The sequence below is a fragment of the Novosphingobium sp. BAM6 genome, assembly GCF_057784955.1.
Map to the genome: position 1 here is coordinate 1 of NZ_JBYNTR010000022.1, position 15,033 is coordinate 15,033.

13 protein-coding genes and 2 pseudogenes are annotated in these 15,033 nt (G+C 61.1%); 8 read left to right on the top strand and 7 right to left on the bottom strand.

Features of this window, described 5'->3' with window-relative positions:
* On the top strand, positions 1-385 hold a 385-nt coding region (locus AC3EC3_RS19400; RefSeq protein ID WP_488491221.1), incomplete at its 5' end, for a hypothetical protein.
* Positions 386-403: 18 nt separating this feature from the next.
* Here AC3EC3_RS19400 and AC3EC3_RS19405 read toward each other — a convergent pair.
* The 3 genes from AC3EC3_RS19405 to traA all read right to left on the bottom strand — a co-directional run bounded on the left by AC3EC3_RS19405 (position 404) and on the right by traA (position 5,194).
* A complete protein-coding gene (locus tag AC3EC3_RS19405; protein WP_488491222.1) occupies positions 404-835 on the bottom strand; it encodes a hypothetical protein in 432 nt (143 codons plus the stop codon).
* A 474-nt stretch (positions 836-1,309) separates the two neighbouring features.
* Entirely contained in the window at positions 1,310-1,948 is a 639-nt protein-coding gene (locus AC3EC3_RS19410) for a DUF6118 family protein (protein ID WP_488491223.1), read from the bottom strand.
* A 177-nt stretch (positions 1,949-2,125) separates the two neighbouring features.
* Positions 2,126-5,194, bottom strand: coding sequence for a Ti-type conjugative transfer relaxase TraA (traA, locus tag AC3EC3_RS19415; protein ID WP_488491224.1), 3,069 nt, complete (start codon positions 5,192-5,194; stop codon positions 2,126-2,128).
* Between the two features lie 173 nt (positions 5,195-5,367).
* Between traA and AC3EC3_RS19420 the strand changes: the two genes are divergently transcribed.
* Together AC3EC3_RS19420 and AC3EC3_RS19425 are read left to right on the top strand one after the other, a co-directional pair.
* Complete coding sequence (locus tag AC3EC3_RS19420) at positions 5,368-5,718, top strand: conjugal transfer protein TraD (RefSeq protein ID WP_488491225.1); 351 nt, start codon at positions 5,368-5,370, stop codon at positions 5,716-5,718.
* A gap of 16 nt (positions 5,719-5,734) precedes the next feature.
* Positions 5,735-5,944 carry a conjugal transfer protein TraD gene (locus AC3EC3_RS19425; protein WP_488491226.1) on the top strand — a complete coding sequence of 70 codons (210 nt, stop codon included), beginning with the start codon at positions 5,735-5,737 and terminating at the stop codon, positions 5,942-5,944.
* A 33-nt stretch (positions 5,945-5,977) separates the two neighbouring features.
* Here AC3EC3_RS19425 and AC3EC3_RS19430 read toward each other — a convergent pair whose 3' ends face one another.
* Positions 5,978-6,925 carry a HEPN domain-containing protein gene (locus AC3EC3_RS19430; RefSeq protein WP_488491227.1) on the bottom strand — a complete coding sequence of 316 codons (948 nt, stop codon included), beginning with the start codon at positions 6,923-6,925 and terminating at the stop codon, positions 5,978-5,980.
* A gap of 317 nt (positions 6,926-7,242) precedes the next feature.
* Here AC3EC3_RS19430 and AC3EC3_RS19435 point away from each other — a divergent pair, with 317 nt between their 5' ends.
* Positions 7,243-7,458, top strand: a complete 216-nt coding sequence (locus AC3EC3_RS19435) for a helix-turn-helix transcriptional regulator (RefSeq protein WP_488491228.1) — start codon at positions 7,243-7,245, stop codon at positions 7,456-7,458.
* A gap of 62 nt (positions 7,459-7,520) precedes the next feature.
* On the opposite strand, the gene AC3EC3_RS19440 is transcribed toward AC3EC3_RS19435, so the two are convergent.
* Positions 7,521-7,802 (bottom strand): RNA polymerase sigma factor, encoded by a 282-nt coding sequence (locus AC3EC3_RS19440; RefSeq protein ID WP_488491229.1) that lies wholly within the window; start codon positions 7,800-7,802, stop codon positions 7,521-7,523.
* Positions 7,802-8,689: an ArdC family protein gene (locus AC3EC3_RS19445; RefSeq protein ID WP_488491230.1), complete on the bottom strand. Its 888-nt coding sequence runs from the start codon at positions 8,687-8,689 to the stop codon at positions 7,802-7,804. Before AC3EC3_RS19445 ends, AC3EC3_RS19440 begins: the two co-directional genes overlap by 1 nt.
* A gap of 1,099 nt (positions 8,690-9,788) precedes the next feature.
* Between AC3EC3_RS19445 and AC3EC3_RS19450 the strand changes: the two genes are divergently transcribed.
* The 4 genes and pseudogenes from AC3EC3_RS19450 (at position 9,789) to AC3EC3_RS19465 (ending at position 13,718) form a co-directional block, all read left to right on the top strand.
* Positions 9,789-10,424: an outer membrane protein gene (locus AC3EC3_RS19450; RefSeq protein ID WP_260924685.1), complete on the top strand. Its 636-nt coding sequence runs from the start codon at positions 9,789-9,791 to the stop codon at positions 10,422-10,424.
* 463 nt (positions 10,425-10,887) lie between these two features.
* Positions 10,888-12,090 carry a tyrosine-type recombinase/integrase gene (locus tag AC3EC3_RS19455; RefSeq protein WP_488491231.1) on the top strand — a complete coding sequence of 401 codons (1,203 nt, stop codon included), beginning with the start codon at positions 10,888-10,890 and terminating at the stop codon, positions 12,088-12,090.
* Positions 12,081-12,500 (top strand): hypothetical protein, encoded by a 420-nt coding sequence (locus AC3EC3_RS19460; protein ID WP_488491232.1) that lies wholly within the window; start codon positions 12,081-12,083, stop codon positions 12,498-12,500. The genes AC3EC3_RS19455 and AC3EC3_RS19460 overlap by 10 nt, the downstream gene beginning before the upstream one ends.
* 56 nt (positions 12,501-12,556) lie before the next feature.
* Positions 12,557-13,718 (top strand): annotated as a pseudogene (locus AC3EC3_RS19465) (IS3 family transposase).
* 1,194 nt (positions 13,719-14,912) lie between these two features.
* Here AC3EC3_RS19465 and AC3EC3_RS19470 read toward each other — a convergent pair.
* Positions 14,913-15,033 (bottom strand): annotated as a pseudogene (locus AC3EC3_RS19470) (IS630 family transposase); the annotation flags it as partial.

The window sequence follows — 15,033 nt, forward strand, 5'->3', positions numbered from 1 at the left end:
TGACCTCGCGTTGATCATCGCTTGGCCGGTCGAGAACGGTGTGAAGCGTAGTGACCAGCGGCACCTTCAACGCCGCAATGAAGTCGAGAATGAGCTTGCCGGCTTCCCCGCCGAATATTCCAAATTCGTGCTGCAGGCAGACGAGGTCGAAACCCTCCTGATTTATGAATTTGGCTGCGTTGCGATATTGCTCCGGATCATCCTGGTCGATCCCGAGCCGAACCGAGGGAGGGTAGTCATGGACGCTTCCCGGGTCGCGCATGACGATAATGGCGGTTTCGGCAACTCCGGCCGAGGATCGGAGCGCCAGTTCAAGGTCAGTCGTGAATGTCGCTATGCCGCAACGGCGCGGCAGGGCGTTACCGACAAATGCAATCCGGAGTGAACGCGCTGAAAAATCGTCTCACAGCTTGCCTTTCGGCTTCTTCATCAACTCATTGACGGGAGATACCGGCGGTTTGGGGCCAGTTTTAGGCTTTTCAGCCTTGGGTTTGCGTATCTCACGATTGCTGCGCTTCTGCGATTTGGCCATCTCGATACGCCCGCCTTCGTTTTCCCAAGCGGCCAGGCCGGGGATCAATCCAGACGGCTCGTTCGCTTCCGACGCCATCTGGCCATCAGAACTGTTGGCATGGATATAGGGACGGTGAGCGTATGGATGTTCTTTGAGCAGTTTTTGAAACATGTTCAGCTTCCGCCGCAAGGGTTTGATCTTTGCCGCATCGTTAGCTGCAGCGTGCTGCATGAGCGTAACTTGTTCAATTTCTAGGATTTGATTGAGGAACATGGTGCGCACTCCCACATCAAGCGGGGGCGCGGTCGGTCCCTCGGTCACACATGGCTCGGAAGATTTTTATGTGATGGTTGCTTGTAGCATACTTCGCGCGGACCGCTTCACGAATTCGTGAGCGGGCATCAGTTCTCGTCTGGAACGAAAGCTTGAGGGTGGCCAAAAAACATTTTCCGCTTTCCGGCGCATCAGCCGCCCGCCCAATGACCGTCTCTAAGGCGCGAAGCTGACATACCTGTTCGCCGTCCGGAACGTCCGCTATCCCAGTGAGCGCTCCCGTAAGGAAACATTCCGGAGCGTCCAACAAAGCGGTCGTCACAGCGTGTCGTCGAGAATGTCCGCATTCCTCGGGCGGCTTCCCCGAACCTGACTGTCGCGGATGTCCCAGTCCTTGCCATAATACGGATGGTCATCGACGTTTCTGAAGTCATGGTTCCGAAAAGAGCAGCGAGCCAGCACACGGCGTGGATGGGCCGCGACACGTTCAAGCATCGATCAACCCCAAGCGCTGCCAGCCGCTCAATACTTCGAGTTGGCTTTCCGATGGACGCTGCGGGCCTCGCCAGCCTTATCGGGCAACACCGGCACAGATGTTGGCGACAGTGCCGGCAGCATCCCCGGCACCTCCGTCCCTAAAGTACGCGTCGCCATCCATTCGGGTACATGCCATGAAGCGGGCAGCGACCGGGCGATGACGCCGGGCAGGAAAGACCACAGGACGATCCCTGCCAGCAGTCCTGCGATACCGGCTTGAACGAGGCGCAGATGCTGACGATCGGCAGCTTGTCCACGCTGGACGATGGAATTTATGGCGCCCACCGAGTTATGGATCGAGACACGCGCCGTCTCCAGCAAGCGCTCATCCTCGGTACGCGCCGCCTTGGCAGCCGTCACGATTTCCCTCGTCAATACCGCAGGGGTCAGCTTGAGCGAGGGGCTCTGCTCAATCGCTGCAAGCCGGTCGCAACTGTCTTCGATCGCCTCCTTGAGCTCATCGAAATCCGCGCGGTAATCCGGGATCTTCTCGCGCGCGGCAGTGAGGCCCGCCACGGCATTGTGCAGCAGGCTGAGTTCATGGCGCAGAGCCTCGAAAGCTTCTGCGGGGCTCGCGGCGGAATCAGGGGCGATGTCGGCGCCGGGGTCTGGGGATGAGGTCATGGGCGCAAGGCTATGCCTGCCGCGCACCACGGCGCCAGAGGCTGGGATGTCCGGGCAGATCCTGAGAATTGCGCGCTGCACGATTCTGTCTCGCGGCGCCCCACGTTTGCCGGTGCCGAGAGGAAGCAGGTGGTTCTCGCGGCATTGCGACTCGCAGATTGCAGCACATCGGTGCCGCTACAATCCAAGCCCCCTGCCCCGTCCCAGCCCCAGGCTGCTCGCAAGGTCATCGCCCAACGAGCGTCCGGTGGTGAACCTGATACCGAGCTGCTGCTTGCGCTGGGCCAGCACCGATTCCAGCTGAGGATCGCGGTGGAGGTTGTGGGCAAGGTCTGCCATCACCGCGCGGGTTTCCCGGCGGGCGCTCATATGGCCTGCCACATACTGCTGCTCGCTCTTCGTCCTGAGCGCTGTCCAGTTGGCGACGAACCGGTCGGCACGCAGTTCGGGATCGGTGCGCAATTGCGTCTCCAGCTGCAGCGCACGCACTGCCCGGTTGATCCGCCCCTGCGCCGCTTCATGGGCCAGCTCGGGCTCCTTCACATAGGCTTTCTCGGCATCATGTGCGCCGTAGGGGCGCAGCGCCTCGAAGTGGGTGCGCGAGGCATCGAGTTCGGACCATTGCTCCGGGCTTGCCCGCTGCCCAGCCTCGCGGGCCTCGAAGACGGCAGCGACGGCGCGGGCATGGCGCTTCAAGGCATCGGTCCGCTCTTCACGCAACCGCTCGGCACGCGCCTCGGCCTGCGCCTCTGCCGAGAGTTGCGGGGCCGATGCCAGGGGCGGATTGGGCTCTGGCTCCAGCGTGCGCCGCACATGATCGGGTAGCTTCAGCTCCAGACCATCGAAGCGCCCTTTGCGCGGGGGCCCGGTGTCCGGTGTCCTGGCCTCCGGCTCTCGCTTGGCTGGCGGCTCTCGCTTGGCCGGTGGCGCATGGACGGGGCCTGCCTTGCCCGGATCGATGAGCGGACCACTGGGCAGCCGTAGCCCATCGAAGCGGCTTCGGGATGTACGAAGCGCCGGCTCGACCTGCCGAACGTGCATCTCCTCCCCTGGCGTCTTGCCATAATCCGTCGCCATGTCCTTGCCGCGATCCCGGCTGAGCGCGCGCGCAAGCCTGGTGTGATCGGCAAAGTCGTCCTGCCCATAGTGCAGCTCGACCCCGTCGCGGTGCCGGGTGAGAGCCACATAGGCACCATGACGATCGAGACCTGGCGTTGCCAGGACATGGACCCGGTCAACGGTCATGCCCTGTGCCTTGTGAAGGGTGGCGGCATAGCCGTGATCGAGCCGGTCATAGTCCTTGAGGTCGAAGGCCACCGAAGTGCCATCGTCGAGCGTCACGCCCATGGCCCGTGCATTGACGCTGCGCACGGTGCCGAGCGTTCCATTCTTCACGCCCAGACTGCGCTCGTTCTTCAGGAACATCACCCGGTCTCCCGTGGCAAAATCCCGCGTGCCGCGCTCGACCTGCACGCGCACGTCCTCGCCCAGATCGCCGGCCTCGCGAAGACGCTGGCGGGCCTCTCCATTCAGCGCCTGCACTTCGTCATTGGTATGGGTCAGAATGATCCGGCTCGTATCCGGACTGGCCTGCCGATCGCTGTCCCAGCGATCGATGAGTTTCTGACGAGCGATCTCGCGCGTGGGCGCGGCATGGACATGGCCTGCTTCCTCATAAGCCGCCAGCGCCTCACCGGTCCGCCCGGTGGCAAGCTGACGCGTCCCCTCACGCTGCCAGTCCTCGACCTGGCGGCGCACCTGCGTGATCTCGATCGCCCCGTGGCGCTCGGCAATGGAACGGAAGGCCGCGCCTGCCTCGATCGCTTGGAGCTGCTGGGGATCGCCGACAAGCACGACCTTGGCGTGGCGTCGCTCGGCTTCGGCGAGTACCCGCTCCATCTGGCGAGTGCCGATCATCCCGGCCTCGTCGATGACGAGGACAGACTTGTCGCTCAGCAGTTCGCGCCCCTGGCCCCACTGGTGCTCGAGCCCAGCGATGGTGCGACTGGCAATCCCCGAACCACTCTCGAGGCTTTCGGCAGCAATGCCGGAAAGCGCAATGCCGCGCACCTCGTAGCCCCCCTGCTCCCAGGCGTCCCGGGCGACGCCCAGCATCGCGCTCTTGCCGGTCCCGGCATAGCCGATGACACTGGCAAGGCCCCTGGCGCCGGTCACATGCTCGAGGGCGCCGCGCTGCTCGGGCGAAAGGACAAGCCCGCGTGTTTCGGCGCGGGTGATAGCCCCCTCGATATGGCGCTCGGGCACGCCGTGACGGCGCGCGGCATCGAGATGTACGGTGGCCTTGGTCAGCCGCTGTTCGGTCTCGAGCATGGCGCGCGATGTGAAGCGATGCTCGCCGCGTCCGTCCTTGCCCAGCGCGACAAGTTCAGGCGCGGCCTTGATGGCGGCCATGACCTGATCGAACTGGTCCTTGCCCTCACTGTGACGGTGGACGAACTTTGCCAGATCCCGGGTGGTGAAGGTCGCCTGGCTGTGGGTAATCGCCTCGAGTGCTATGCCCGGTTGCGCCAAGATTTTCTCGCCATTGGCCCTGGCGATGGCAAGGTGTTCCTCGAGCCGTTCGCTCTCCAGCCCTTCGCCGGCCATGCGACCGGCGGCGGGACCGATCTTGTGCTGGGGTTCCAGATCGATCCCCTGCGCTTCGAGCGAGCGATGATCGATGCGCGCCTCGATATCGAGTTCGGCAAGCCGCGCATTCACATGCCCGGCCCAGGCCTCACGCCAGTGGGTGAGCAGATCGGTGCGGTTCCAGTCGCGCACTTTGGCGCCGAAGCCTTCGTTCGAGACCTCGCGCAAGCCCAGCATCACATGGGCATGGGGCCTTGGACTGCCATCGACGCCGATGTCCCAATGGACATTGAGATCGGCGACCATGCCGCGCGCGACGAACTCGCGAGTGACGAAGTCGCGCGCCAGGGCGATGCCCTCGGCCTGTGTCATCTCCTGCGGGATGGCGAACTCAACTTCGCGCGCGAGCTGGGCGTCCTTGCGCTTCTCGGCGGCCTCGACATCGTTCCACAGCCGTTCGCGATCGTGCCAGGCCTCGGGAGCGTTCTTAGGCAGCAGCACTTCGCTGTGCACGACGCCACTCTTGTTGGAGAAGTCATGGTCGCGATCGAGCCTCTCGTCGCGAAGGCGCGAGGCCGAGCGATAGGCAGCCGCCGCCACCGCCGAGGATCCGGTGGCGCGGGAAATGACTTTGGCCGAGAAGTGATAGATCGCCATCGCGGCGATCCATTTACGCCTCCAGCAGCACGTCGGCACGACGTATAAGCGCGCCCTCACACGATTTGCTCGCGTTCGGGATCACGCTGTTTCAGGGCGTTCCAGCCTCTTGCTGGCCTGTGAGACTCCCGATAGCTGGACTGTCCGCTTCCCTCCAGAAGAAGGACATCCCCATGCGCAAACCGCGTGATTACGATGCCGAGCTCAAGGCGCTCGACGACAAGGCCCGGCAGCTCAAGCACCGCAAGGTCCAGCAGCTGGGCGAGCTCGTCACCGCCACCGGCGCCGATGCGCTCTCGATCGAGGAACTGGCAGGCGCCCTGCTCGCCATGGTGAGCACTACCGAGCCCGCGCGACGGGAGGCGTGGCGCAAGCGCGGCACCGCCTTCTTTTCTGGCGAGCGCGCCGGGACGAGCGGTCGTCAACTCGAAAGCCCTGGCGGCAGTGCTGGCGGCGACGAGCGCGGCGCTGCGGCGCAGCCGATCAGCGCGCCATCGTCTGCTCGCAGCGAAGGCCCGGCATGACACCCGCGACTGGCAGGTGAAGCGGCGCGAGCGCACGCGCCAGCTGATCGAGCTTGGCGGCCTTGTGGCCAAGGCCGGGCTGGTCGATCTGACGGATGATGATCGGGCGGTGATCCTTGGCGTTCTTGTCGAAGCCGCCGCGCGCTTGCGCACCGCAGAGCGCGAGGCGGCGCTGACCTTGTGGCGGCGGCGCGGGGCACGCACGTTTGCCGAAGACAGGGAGTGACGGGCAGGCTCCGGGCCGGGCCTGCGGATGCGATCAGGAGGCGCTGTGGCCGACCGCGCGCTCGCCCGCGAGTGCTTCGAGATCAGCGATCCGCTCTGAACAGATCGCGTGCACCACCCGGCCCAGTTCCTCAACCTGCTCGCCCAGCCAGGTCAGCTCTTCGGCAGTGATCTTGTAGTGCTTCGAATAGCGCGCCTTGACGTAGGCTTCCTTGAGCTTCTCAAAGGTTCCGCGCTGCCAGCGGTTGTCGCGCGGCCAGACATGGACGAGCCGCGGATCGAGGCGCTCGGCGTGCGTGCGCAGGAATGCCAGATTGTGCACGTGGGGCGTGTAGAAAGTGCTCACCAGCAGCACGCAGTGATAGAGAAACTCTGCCGACTGATGCATGTCGAAGGCAGCAGGCTTCAAGAACCCTTTTTCTATGGCCATTTTGGCGAGTTCAAACCTCTGCATCGAGGTTGAAAACCACTCGCCATAATACTCCCGCGCCATGTCGAGCGCGGCCTGCGGAGTCTTGGGCTGGGGCTGGGCAAGCTCGCTGTTCTCGCTCTGGTAGAGCACGATCCCGTCGCGGGCGATATCCATAAAGAAATAGCGGCCATGGGCCAGGCCATCGTTCACTTCCTGCAGGGTGTGAACGATGAAGTTGACCGGCGTGCGGATCGTCCCGGTCATCCCGTATTCGCGCATCAGCCGGTCATCGACTTTCGACCAGTACTTGACGCGATCGGTCAGCCGCTTGTCGCTAACGATGATCAGCAGATCATAGTCCGATTGGTAGCCCTTGGCGGTATGCGGTTCATCGACCCAGCCCCCGCGCGCATAGCTGCCGTACAGCACGATCTTGGCGATGCGCCCCTTCTTCTTCCACTCGTGGGTCGAGAGCGCGAAAGCGTCCTCGAATTCCTCGAAGACGAGCTGCACCACGCGCTCGAGTTCGCGTTGCTTGTTCGCGGGAAGATGATCGAGATCGGTTTTCATGACAGGCCTTTCCAGCGACTCTGCGCATTTGCACTTCACGGCGCAAGCGCGAAGCGTCCCGGATCAGGCGAATGGCACTGCCTCGTGCGCCCGATGGGGCACGATTTACGCCTCCAGCGCGAGCCGTGTGCGCACATCTGAAAAATATTTTTGCCTGCGCTACAGTGCGACAAGGTTCGCTATGGTCGTACAGGGTTCGCTACCGTGCGCCTGCCCCATTGGCACGCGCTTTTTGCCACTCTTGCGCTCGTATCGAATTGCCCCAATTCTACTCGTGGCCGGCCAGTCCCCCTCACCTTCGATGAAGGACTACGCCCATGAGTACCCCGCTTCCCGACCGTTACCTACGCCTCCATGTCGTGCTCGACCGCACCGGGCTGTCGCGTGCGACCCTCTATCGCAAGATCCAGGAAGGCACTTTCCCAAGGCAGGTGCGCATTGCCCAGCGTTGCGCCGGATGGCGCGAGAGCGCCATCAGCGAATGGCAGCGCAATCCCGTCGGCTATCGCGCTGCCGATCACACGCCTGGATAAACCTGCGCCCTTCCAACGAAGGCGGGAGCCGCCCGGTAAACCGGGCGGCTACTGCTCCTTGGCTACCATCGCCCCTGCTGCTGCCGCTCGTAGGACTCCGCGACCAGCCGCAAGGCCAGCGACAAGTACTGCACCACCTCTTCGGTACTCAGACCCATGCGAGCCGCGACCTGCTCGTTGGAGAGGTCCTCGTAACAGGCCAGCCGGAACACTTCCTGCTCGCGGGCCGGCAAGGCGTGCACGGCGCACAGCATACAGCGCAACTGGGGATTGGTGATCCGGCGAAACCGCCAGCGCTGGCCCCATTCGCGCACCCGATGGTGCAGGATGATTGCCGCGCGCATCACTGGCCTCCTGTTGCAAAGGCCAGCAGGTAATCGGCACCCTTGCTGGCGGCACTGGCAGCGCGGAAGATCGCCTTCTCGTCCGCTCGCAGCACCTCGAGCCATGATCCGATATAGTCGGCATGGCGTACCGTCGGCTCGATGCCGAGCGAGGCACAGGCAAAGGCCGATGTCAGCTCGGCGATTAGTTCCTCTTTTGCGTACGAAGCCGAACCGAATGCACCGCTCTGGTCGCGTTCCAGCCGCCCCTTCCCTCCGGCATAATGCCCCATCTCGTGCAGCGCCGTCCGAAACCAGTTGATCGGCTCGGGGAACGCAGACTGCGGGGGCACCTGCACATAGTCCTCGAGTGGGGAATAGAAGGCCGATGGTCCACCGATCCGGAAGTCCGCGCCCGAATTGGCGATCAGGCTATCCACCTCGGCAATCGCGATCACGGGATCGGTTGGTGCAGCGCTATCCGCCAGCGTCTCGGGCAGCCCCTCGCACTGGTCGAAGTTGAACACCACGAAGCGCTTGAGAAAGGCGATCGTCCTTGCGTCGCGATCTTCGCTGCGTGCTTTCTCGGCTTCCTCGCGAGGCGTGAAGCGGTCGGCATAGCACACCACTGTCCCGGTCTCGCCGCGCCGGACATTACCCCCTGCTGCTGCGGCCTGTCTGTAAGTCAGCCAGCGCTGCGAGGTAAACCCGCGCTCGATCCCCTCGCACCACAACAGCAGCACATTGATGCCTGAATACAATCTGCCGGTCACGGCATTGGCCGGCATCGTCACCGGGCATCTGTCGGCATCCCATGGCTGTACCCATGGCACCCGTCCCTCTTCCAGCTGCGCGATGATCCGGTTGGTAACCTCGCCATAGAGGCTGTGCCGTTCGTCCTTGGCCATCTGTCTCTCGCTCCTTCCTCAACCGCCATGGCCCGGCGCCAGGGTGGCGGGGGGCGGCAGGAGCGAACCGGACAGCCCCGCCGGCCAAGGCGGGGCGCACCTGCAAGGCTGCAACGAAGTGGAAGACCCGGACAGCGCAAGCGGCCGGGTTGCGCCCCGGCGAGGCGGGGCTATCGGGTAGCGACGCCCCCCGTCACCTGGAGCCGCCAAGCACAACGCCGCCGCGTGCCCTCACGCGGCGACCGCATGGCGCGCCTGCATCGCAGGGGCGCCCCCCAGCGTCACGCGATCGTTACGGCTGTGCCGACGAGACCCTTGGGGCTCGGCCGAAGCGCAAGCGGCGGTAGAGCGCGGCCGGGGCCGCAAGGGTCTGGGACGCCCGGACTAAAGGCGATAGACCTAACCCGAGCGGCTGATCCCACGGCAGCGTTGACGGGGTCAGGCAATACTCCTGTCAGTCGAATACGCGCCCTTGTCGATGGCTCGAGGGCCGATTTGACGCGCCAAGGAGCCGACCGTCAGGTCTCTCTAGCCCAGCCACCCCGGCCTGCGTCGCTTCGGCTCCCTGCCGCCAAGAACGCCGCAGGCCATCGACAAACTCCAAGCCTTTGCGATCTTGGATCACGTCGGCGCCAAACCCGATACCCTTGGTATGTCAGTTTCCCATAGGTTCTGGTATGGAGCGCTAATCGAGGCCCTTACCGAAGGCATAACACTGCCTTGGCGACCACGAAGGGACAACCAAGCCAAACGCGAGGCTTCCGCAGCGAGGCGTCTGGGCAAACATTTCAACTGAGTAAGCGCAAAGCAGCGCTTTTCGCTTTGCCTTAGTTTTGCGAGCAGCGAAGCCTTTTCAATCCCAGGCAAGCGGTTACCCGCGCCTCTCCGAACGCTATGACAAGGATTTCTCAGCCAATAACCTCATCCGCGCTCGCTTTTAACAAGGTACGCGGTGAGCCTGTGCGCTAGTTGGACGAGGCAACAGAAGAAGTTGCATAACTGCAACAGATGATCCGGATCTTGGGAATCGGTTGATTTCTCTGAAACCGGCTTAGGGTCTCGCCGCTTGTCCTGCCGACAAAAAAGCAGGAGACATATCATGAAAATTCAAACTCTCGCGCTGGCGGCGACAATCGTGGCTGGCTTTGCGGCTCAGCCTGCAATGGCGCAGGACGACGCATCGACGAGCAGCGAGGCAGTAAGCTCGAACGGGACGTCGTTCCGCGGCATCCGCATCGAAGGCAACGTCGGCGGCGATCGCTTCCAGTCGGAAGGCGATCACAATGACAAGTTTGGTTATGGCGGCACCGTCGGGTTCGACGGCACCATTGGCGAGCGTGTCGTGATCGGTGCAGAGGGCAGTTACTGGAATCCGGGCAACGGCAATGAAAATTGCAAGGGTCTGAACGATGGCAACAGCATTTGCCACAAAGCGTTTCAGGAATGGGGCGCTGCGGTGCGTGCCGGCTATCTCGTCACCCCCCAACTGCTCGTATTCGGTAAGGCAGGCTACGTGAATGGTGAGCAGCGTCGCCGCATCGACGGTCCGACTGGCGACCAGCTCGTGTACGATCACTACAATGCCGATGGTTACCAGGTTGGCGGCGGCGTCGAGTACACCGTTACGCAGGGGCCGGCGCCGGTCTATATGAACGTCCAGTACGTTTACTCGAACTATCACGGCGACACGTCTCGCCAGCGCCTGATGGCCGGCGTGGGCATTCGCTTCAAGTGATCTCAGTGAGCCCGGACCTGCCGTCTTCAGCATGGTCCGGGCCGCTGGTGGCGCCGAGCCCACCTCATCGCAACTTAAATTGCTCAGCGGAAGACATTAACGACCATTTGAATTGAGCCGATAAAGGAAAGGGCGATTCGCGAATCAGCCCAAAAAAGAGTTCGATTCCGGCTTTGGGAATAGAACCCGGATAAAAATAAAACTTGATGGTTCCGTTGATGGACGAGAAATTTCCATCAAAAGAAAACATCATTATATTAGACGCTTATATCGCCAATTCGATTCCGGCTCGGCTCCAAACTTCAAACTGGCGAAGCTCGCCAGAGGTTGAAAAAATCCCTCATTTCCGGTAGTTTCAAGGCATTCGCTGATTGGCAGCGACTGCTTCTATTCACCTGTAGCCGCAGACGATGGGGGCCTAGCGTGGGGGCCCTACCAAGGCCCCGGAAAATCGAGGCCCCCAATGGTGCTGACCGATACCGCAATCCGAAACGCAAAGCCCAAAGACAAGCCCTACAAGGTGACAGATGCGCAGGGGCTCTATCTGCTCGTCAACCCAAGAGGCAGTAAGCTTTGGCGCGTCAAATATCGCATGGATGGCGTCGAGCGCAAACTGGCGCTGGGGTCATATCCTGAGATCACGCTGGCGGAAGCGCGCGCTGCGCGGGATGCGGCCCGCAGGCAACTGGCCCATGCTGTCGATCCGAATGTCGCCAAGCGGCAGGCCCGGATTGAGGCAGGAATCAGGGCCAGCAACAGCTTTGCCAAAGTGGCCGAGGAACTGATCGAGAAAAAGACGAGGGAGGGGCTGGCCGACCTCACGCTGGAAAAGATGCGATGGTTCGTAAAGCTGCTGGGCACGGATTTCGGCAAGCGCCCCGTGACGGACATCACCCCGCATGAGTTGCTCCATGAACTCCGAAAGCACGAGCGCCGGGGGCGATTGGAAACGGCAAACCTGCTGCGATCCTTTGCCAGCCGCGTCTTTCGTTATGCGGTGGCCACAGCACGCGCCGAGCGCGACCCGGCTCAGCTCCTTGTTGGCGCGCTGACCACGGCAAAGGTCAAACACTTTCCAGCCATCACAGACCCGGTTGCCTTCGCGGCGTTGCTGCGCGCCATAGAAGATTATCAGGGCGACCCCGCCGTGATTTATGCCCTCAAACTGACCCCTCATGTCTTTCAGCGTCCAGGTGAAATCAGGCAGATGGAATGGGCCGAAGTTGATTTCGAAAAAGCGGTTTGGGTCATTCCGCCCGAGAAGATGAAAATGCGCGAGCCGCACGCTGTGCCCTTGTCCCGGCAATCATTGGCGATTCTTGCCGATATGCGCTCCCTCACTGGATCAGGCCGTTACGCATTCCCATCGATCAGGACACGCGAGAGGCCCATCAGCGACAACACGATCAATGCTGCTCTGCGCCGCATGGGCTATTCCAAGGAGGAGATGACGGCACATGGTTTCCGCACTTCTGCTTCTTCCCTGTTAAACGAATCTGGGAAATGGAACCCGGATGCCATTGAGCGGGCCCTTGCGCACATGGTCGGTGGCAGCGTCAGGCGCATCTACAACCAGTCCGCCTATTGGGCTGAGCGGGTCAAGATGTCGCAATGGTGGAGCGATTATCTCGATGAACTGCGTGACGGGGGCAACCGATGCAAATAGCCAGCGCCCCCGCCCCCGCTGAAAGGCATCCAGCTAACGACGATCATCGGAAGCTCGCCCGTATCGCCGCACGCCTTTTATTTGCGAAAGACGCCGAGGAGCAGGGGCTGGCGAAAACCGACAAGGTGGCCAGAGAAATTGATCAGCGCGCCCAAGCCAGATTTACGGTTTCCTGCACAGTGTTTGTGATCGCCTCTTTTTTAGCGCTGATCGGATTGCTGGTTTGGATGACGAAGGCCATTCGTGGTCCTGACCCCGGTCCTATCTATGTCAATATAACTATGCCGTTTGTGCTGATCGCTACGGCTGCCCTCGTTTGGTGGCGGTACTTTCAGTATGGATTTGGATTGGTTCACAAAAAACGGCCTGCTTTCTACGGCAACGCGCGCCAGTCCAGTATCGACACGTGAGTAACCCCTAGATTTCTGGACGGCTTCTATCCTAAATTTGAGGACAGGAGACGACGATGGGGAAGCCCAATTTCAGCGATGAGTTCAAGCGTGATGCGGTGGCCCAGATCACCGAACGTGGGTATCCGGTAGCGGAGGTATCGGAGCGGCTCGGCGTCAGTCAGCATTCGCTGTATGCCTGGAAGCGGCAACTGGCGCAGGTGGTGTCTGGCGATGCCAGCAAGGATGCCGAGATCCGCCAGTTGAAGCGCGAGTTGGCCCGGGTGACCGAGGAGCGCGATATACTAAAAAAAGCCACCGCGTATTTCACCTTTGGTGATTTCATTCCGCCAGGGATGCAAAGTGAGATACGCATTTGTTGCCGAGCATCGAGATCAGTTCCGGGTTCGATCGATGTGTCGGTGCCTGCGCATCCAGCCCAGCGGCTTCTATGCCTGGCAGAAGAGCCCGCTAAGCCAACGGGCCCAGGAAGATGTTCGGCAGACCAAGTTGATCCGGCAAGCCTGGAACGACAGCGGCAAAGTCTATGGCTACCGCAAGCTACACGACGACCTGTTGGATCAGGGCGAGACCTGCTGCCCGAACCGTGTTGCCCGGTTGACCAGGCTGGCGGGTATCAAAGCGCAGATCGGCTACAAGCGTCGGCCGGGGAGCTATGGTGGCAAGCCATCTCTGGCGGTCGATAACACTCTGGATCGCCAGTTCGACGTCGCTGCTCCTGATCGGGCTTGGGTGACGGACATCACCTACATCCGCACCTTGGAGGGCTTTGCCTATCTGGCTGTCGTGATCGATCTCTATTCCCGCCGCGTGGTGGGCTGGTCGATGCAGAGCAGGCAAACCACCGATGCGGTGCTGCAGGCGCTGCATATGGCGGTATGGCGGCGCAAGCCAAAGCAGCGGGTGCTGATCCATTCGGATCAAGGCTCGCAGTTCACCAGCATGGACTGGGCGGCCTTCATCCGGGCTCACAATCTTGAGCATTCGATGAGCCGGCGCGGCAACTGCCATGACAACGCCGTCGCCGAGAGCTTTTTCTCCTCGCTCAAGCGTGAGCGCATTCGGCGCCGCACCTACAAAACACGCGAGGAAGCCCGGCAGGACGTGTTCGATTACATCGAGATGTTCTACAATCCGGTGCGCGAGCAGGTCAGGAACGGGATGCTGTCACCCGCCCAGTTCGAACGGCAGCAGATTTTGAAAGCAGAAGGCGTCTAGAAAACTAGGGGCTACTCAAAATCTAGGGGTTACTCATCTTGCCCATTTCCAAACTCCTTCGTCGTCCAAAATAACAGAGATTTTGGACCACCCAGAAGGCGGCAGATCATTCATGCAGGACGAGACCATCATGCCCTACGCGCATGTACGGGTGTCCAGGCCGTCATATCATCCCCAAGACTCTTGTTATGATCGAGGGACTGCCGGGGGGGGGGGGGAGAGGGAGGGAGGGAGATCACCTTCGGCAAACCCGCAGCGGTTCAATCAGCCATCGTGCTCATGGCCCCGATGACGATGCCGCAGCCGGAACATCACCATTCGCAACTGCATCCTGTGCCAGCTTATCAAGTTCCGCAACTTGGTCATCCGTACCGGCCGAAGGCAGCCCGACCGCCTGATCATTAGTCGATGTCGTTTCCGTCGATTTAGTGCCACTCCCACACGCAGCCGTTCCAAGCAAAAGGAGTGGCAGAAAAGCATTTTTCCATGAACAAGAGATGCTTTTAATTATCGATTTCAATGCACCATTACTATACTGCACCATCGACTTCACTCCCCTTCGCGATACAACAACCAACTCGGAAATCTATGAATTATTCACTCATTCTTGATATTTACTTATTGCAACCTCACCATGTGCCGAAGAGAGAACTCAACAAAATAGTTCTCCAGCCGCACTCCTTTGCTATCCTAACAATGTTCTCCCAGCAGCGAAGCGCTTCAACGCTGATTTTGGAGCAATAGCGGATTGACTTTCTCTGGCGGACAAGCAGCCTGCACCATATCTTGAGCAACGATCAAACTGCGTTGAGCTTTGAAAAAGTACATGCCGTCATGCGCGACTACACATAGCAGCCAGCATCATGGCCACGGTAAAGCCTCAATTATCGCTCTACTGCTTTGCGCGCCGCCGATCGATTTCCAAAGCGGGACGCGGATGAGCGAATCGGAATCCTGCCATGTAGGGGGACGAAAACGTGGGCTTCCCCTCCCCCGGCTGATTACCTCCTGGAGATCATCGACTGATGAAGAACCCGCCAACGTCCGATTTCGATGCCTACGTTCACGAACCACCGGCCGGCCCCAAACGGCCACCTCACGTCTTTGCAATCTGTACGACATACGGGCACTTGGAAACACGCCCGACCGACAGTTGTTCTCAATGTTGGGGGGACAGCCTTTATCTGCCGGGGCCTAGTGGATTGACTCCAACGTTTGGAACCCGCGATTTCGAGCGGCGATAATGTCGTCCGGATTAGCCTTCCAGATGAAAGGCTTGGGGTTGTCGGCGTTGTATTCGCGGATGAACCGGTTG

Excerpts from the sequence above, each read along its gene's own strand:
- AC3EC3_RS19410 (WP_488491223.1), bottom strand. The coding sequence starts at position 1,948 with ATGACCTCATCCCCAGACCCCGGCGCCGACATCGCCCCTGATTCCGCC.
- traA (WP_488491224.1), bottom strand. The coding sequence starts at position 5,194 with ATGGCGATCTATCACTTCTCGGCCAAAGTCATTTCCCGCGCCACCGGA.
- AC3EC3_RS19420 (WP_488491225.1), top strand. The coding sequence starts at position 5,368 with ATGCGCAAACCGCGTGATTACGATGCCGAGCTCAAGGCGCTCGACGAC.
- AC3EC3_RS19430 (WP_488491227.1), bottom strand. The coding sequence starts at position 6,925 with ATGAAAACCGATCTCGATCATCTTCCCGCGAACAAGCAACGCGAACTC.
- AC3EC3_RS19435 (WP_488491228.1), top strand. The coding sequence starts at position 7,243 with ATGAGTACCCCGCTTCCCGACCGTTACCTACGCCTCCATGTCGTGCTC.
- AC3EC3_RS19440 (WP_488491229.1), bottom strand. The coding sequence starts at position 7,802 with ATGCGCGCGGCAATCATCCTGCACCATCGGGTGCGCGAATGGGGCCAG.
- AC3EC3_RS19445 (WP_488491230.1), bottom strand. The coding sequence starts at position 8,689 with ATGGCCAAGGACGAACGGCACAGCCTCTATGGCGAGGTTACCAACCGG.
- AC3EC3_RS19450 (WP_260924685.1), top strand. The coding sequence starts at position 9,789 with ATGAAAATTCAAACTCTCGCGCTGGCGGCGACAATCGTGGCTGGCTTT.
- AC3EC3_RS19455 (WP_488491231.1), top strand. The coding sequence starts at position 10,888 with ATGGTGCTGACCGATACCGCAATCCGAAACGCAAAGCCCAAAGACAAG.
- AC3EC3_RS19460 (WP_488491232.1), top strand. The coding sequence starts at position 12,081 with ATGCAAATAGCCAGCGCCCCCGCCCCCGCTGAAAGGCATCCAGCTAAC.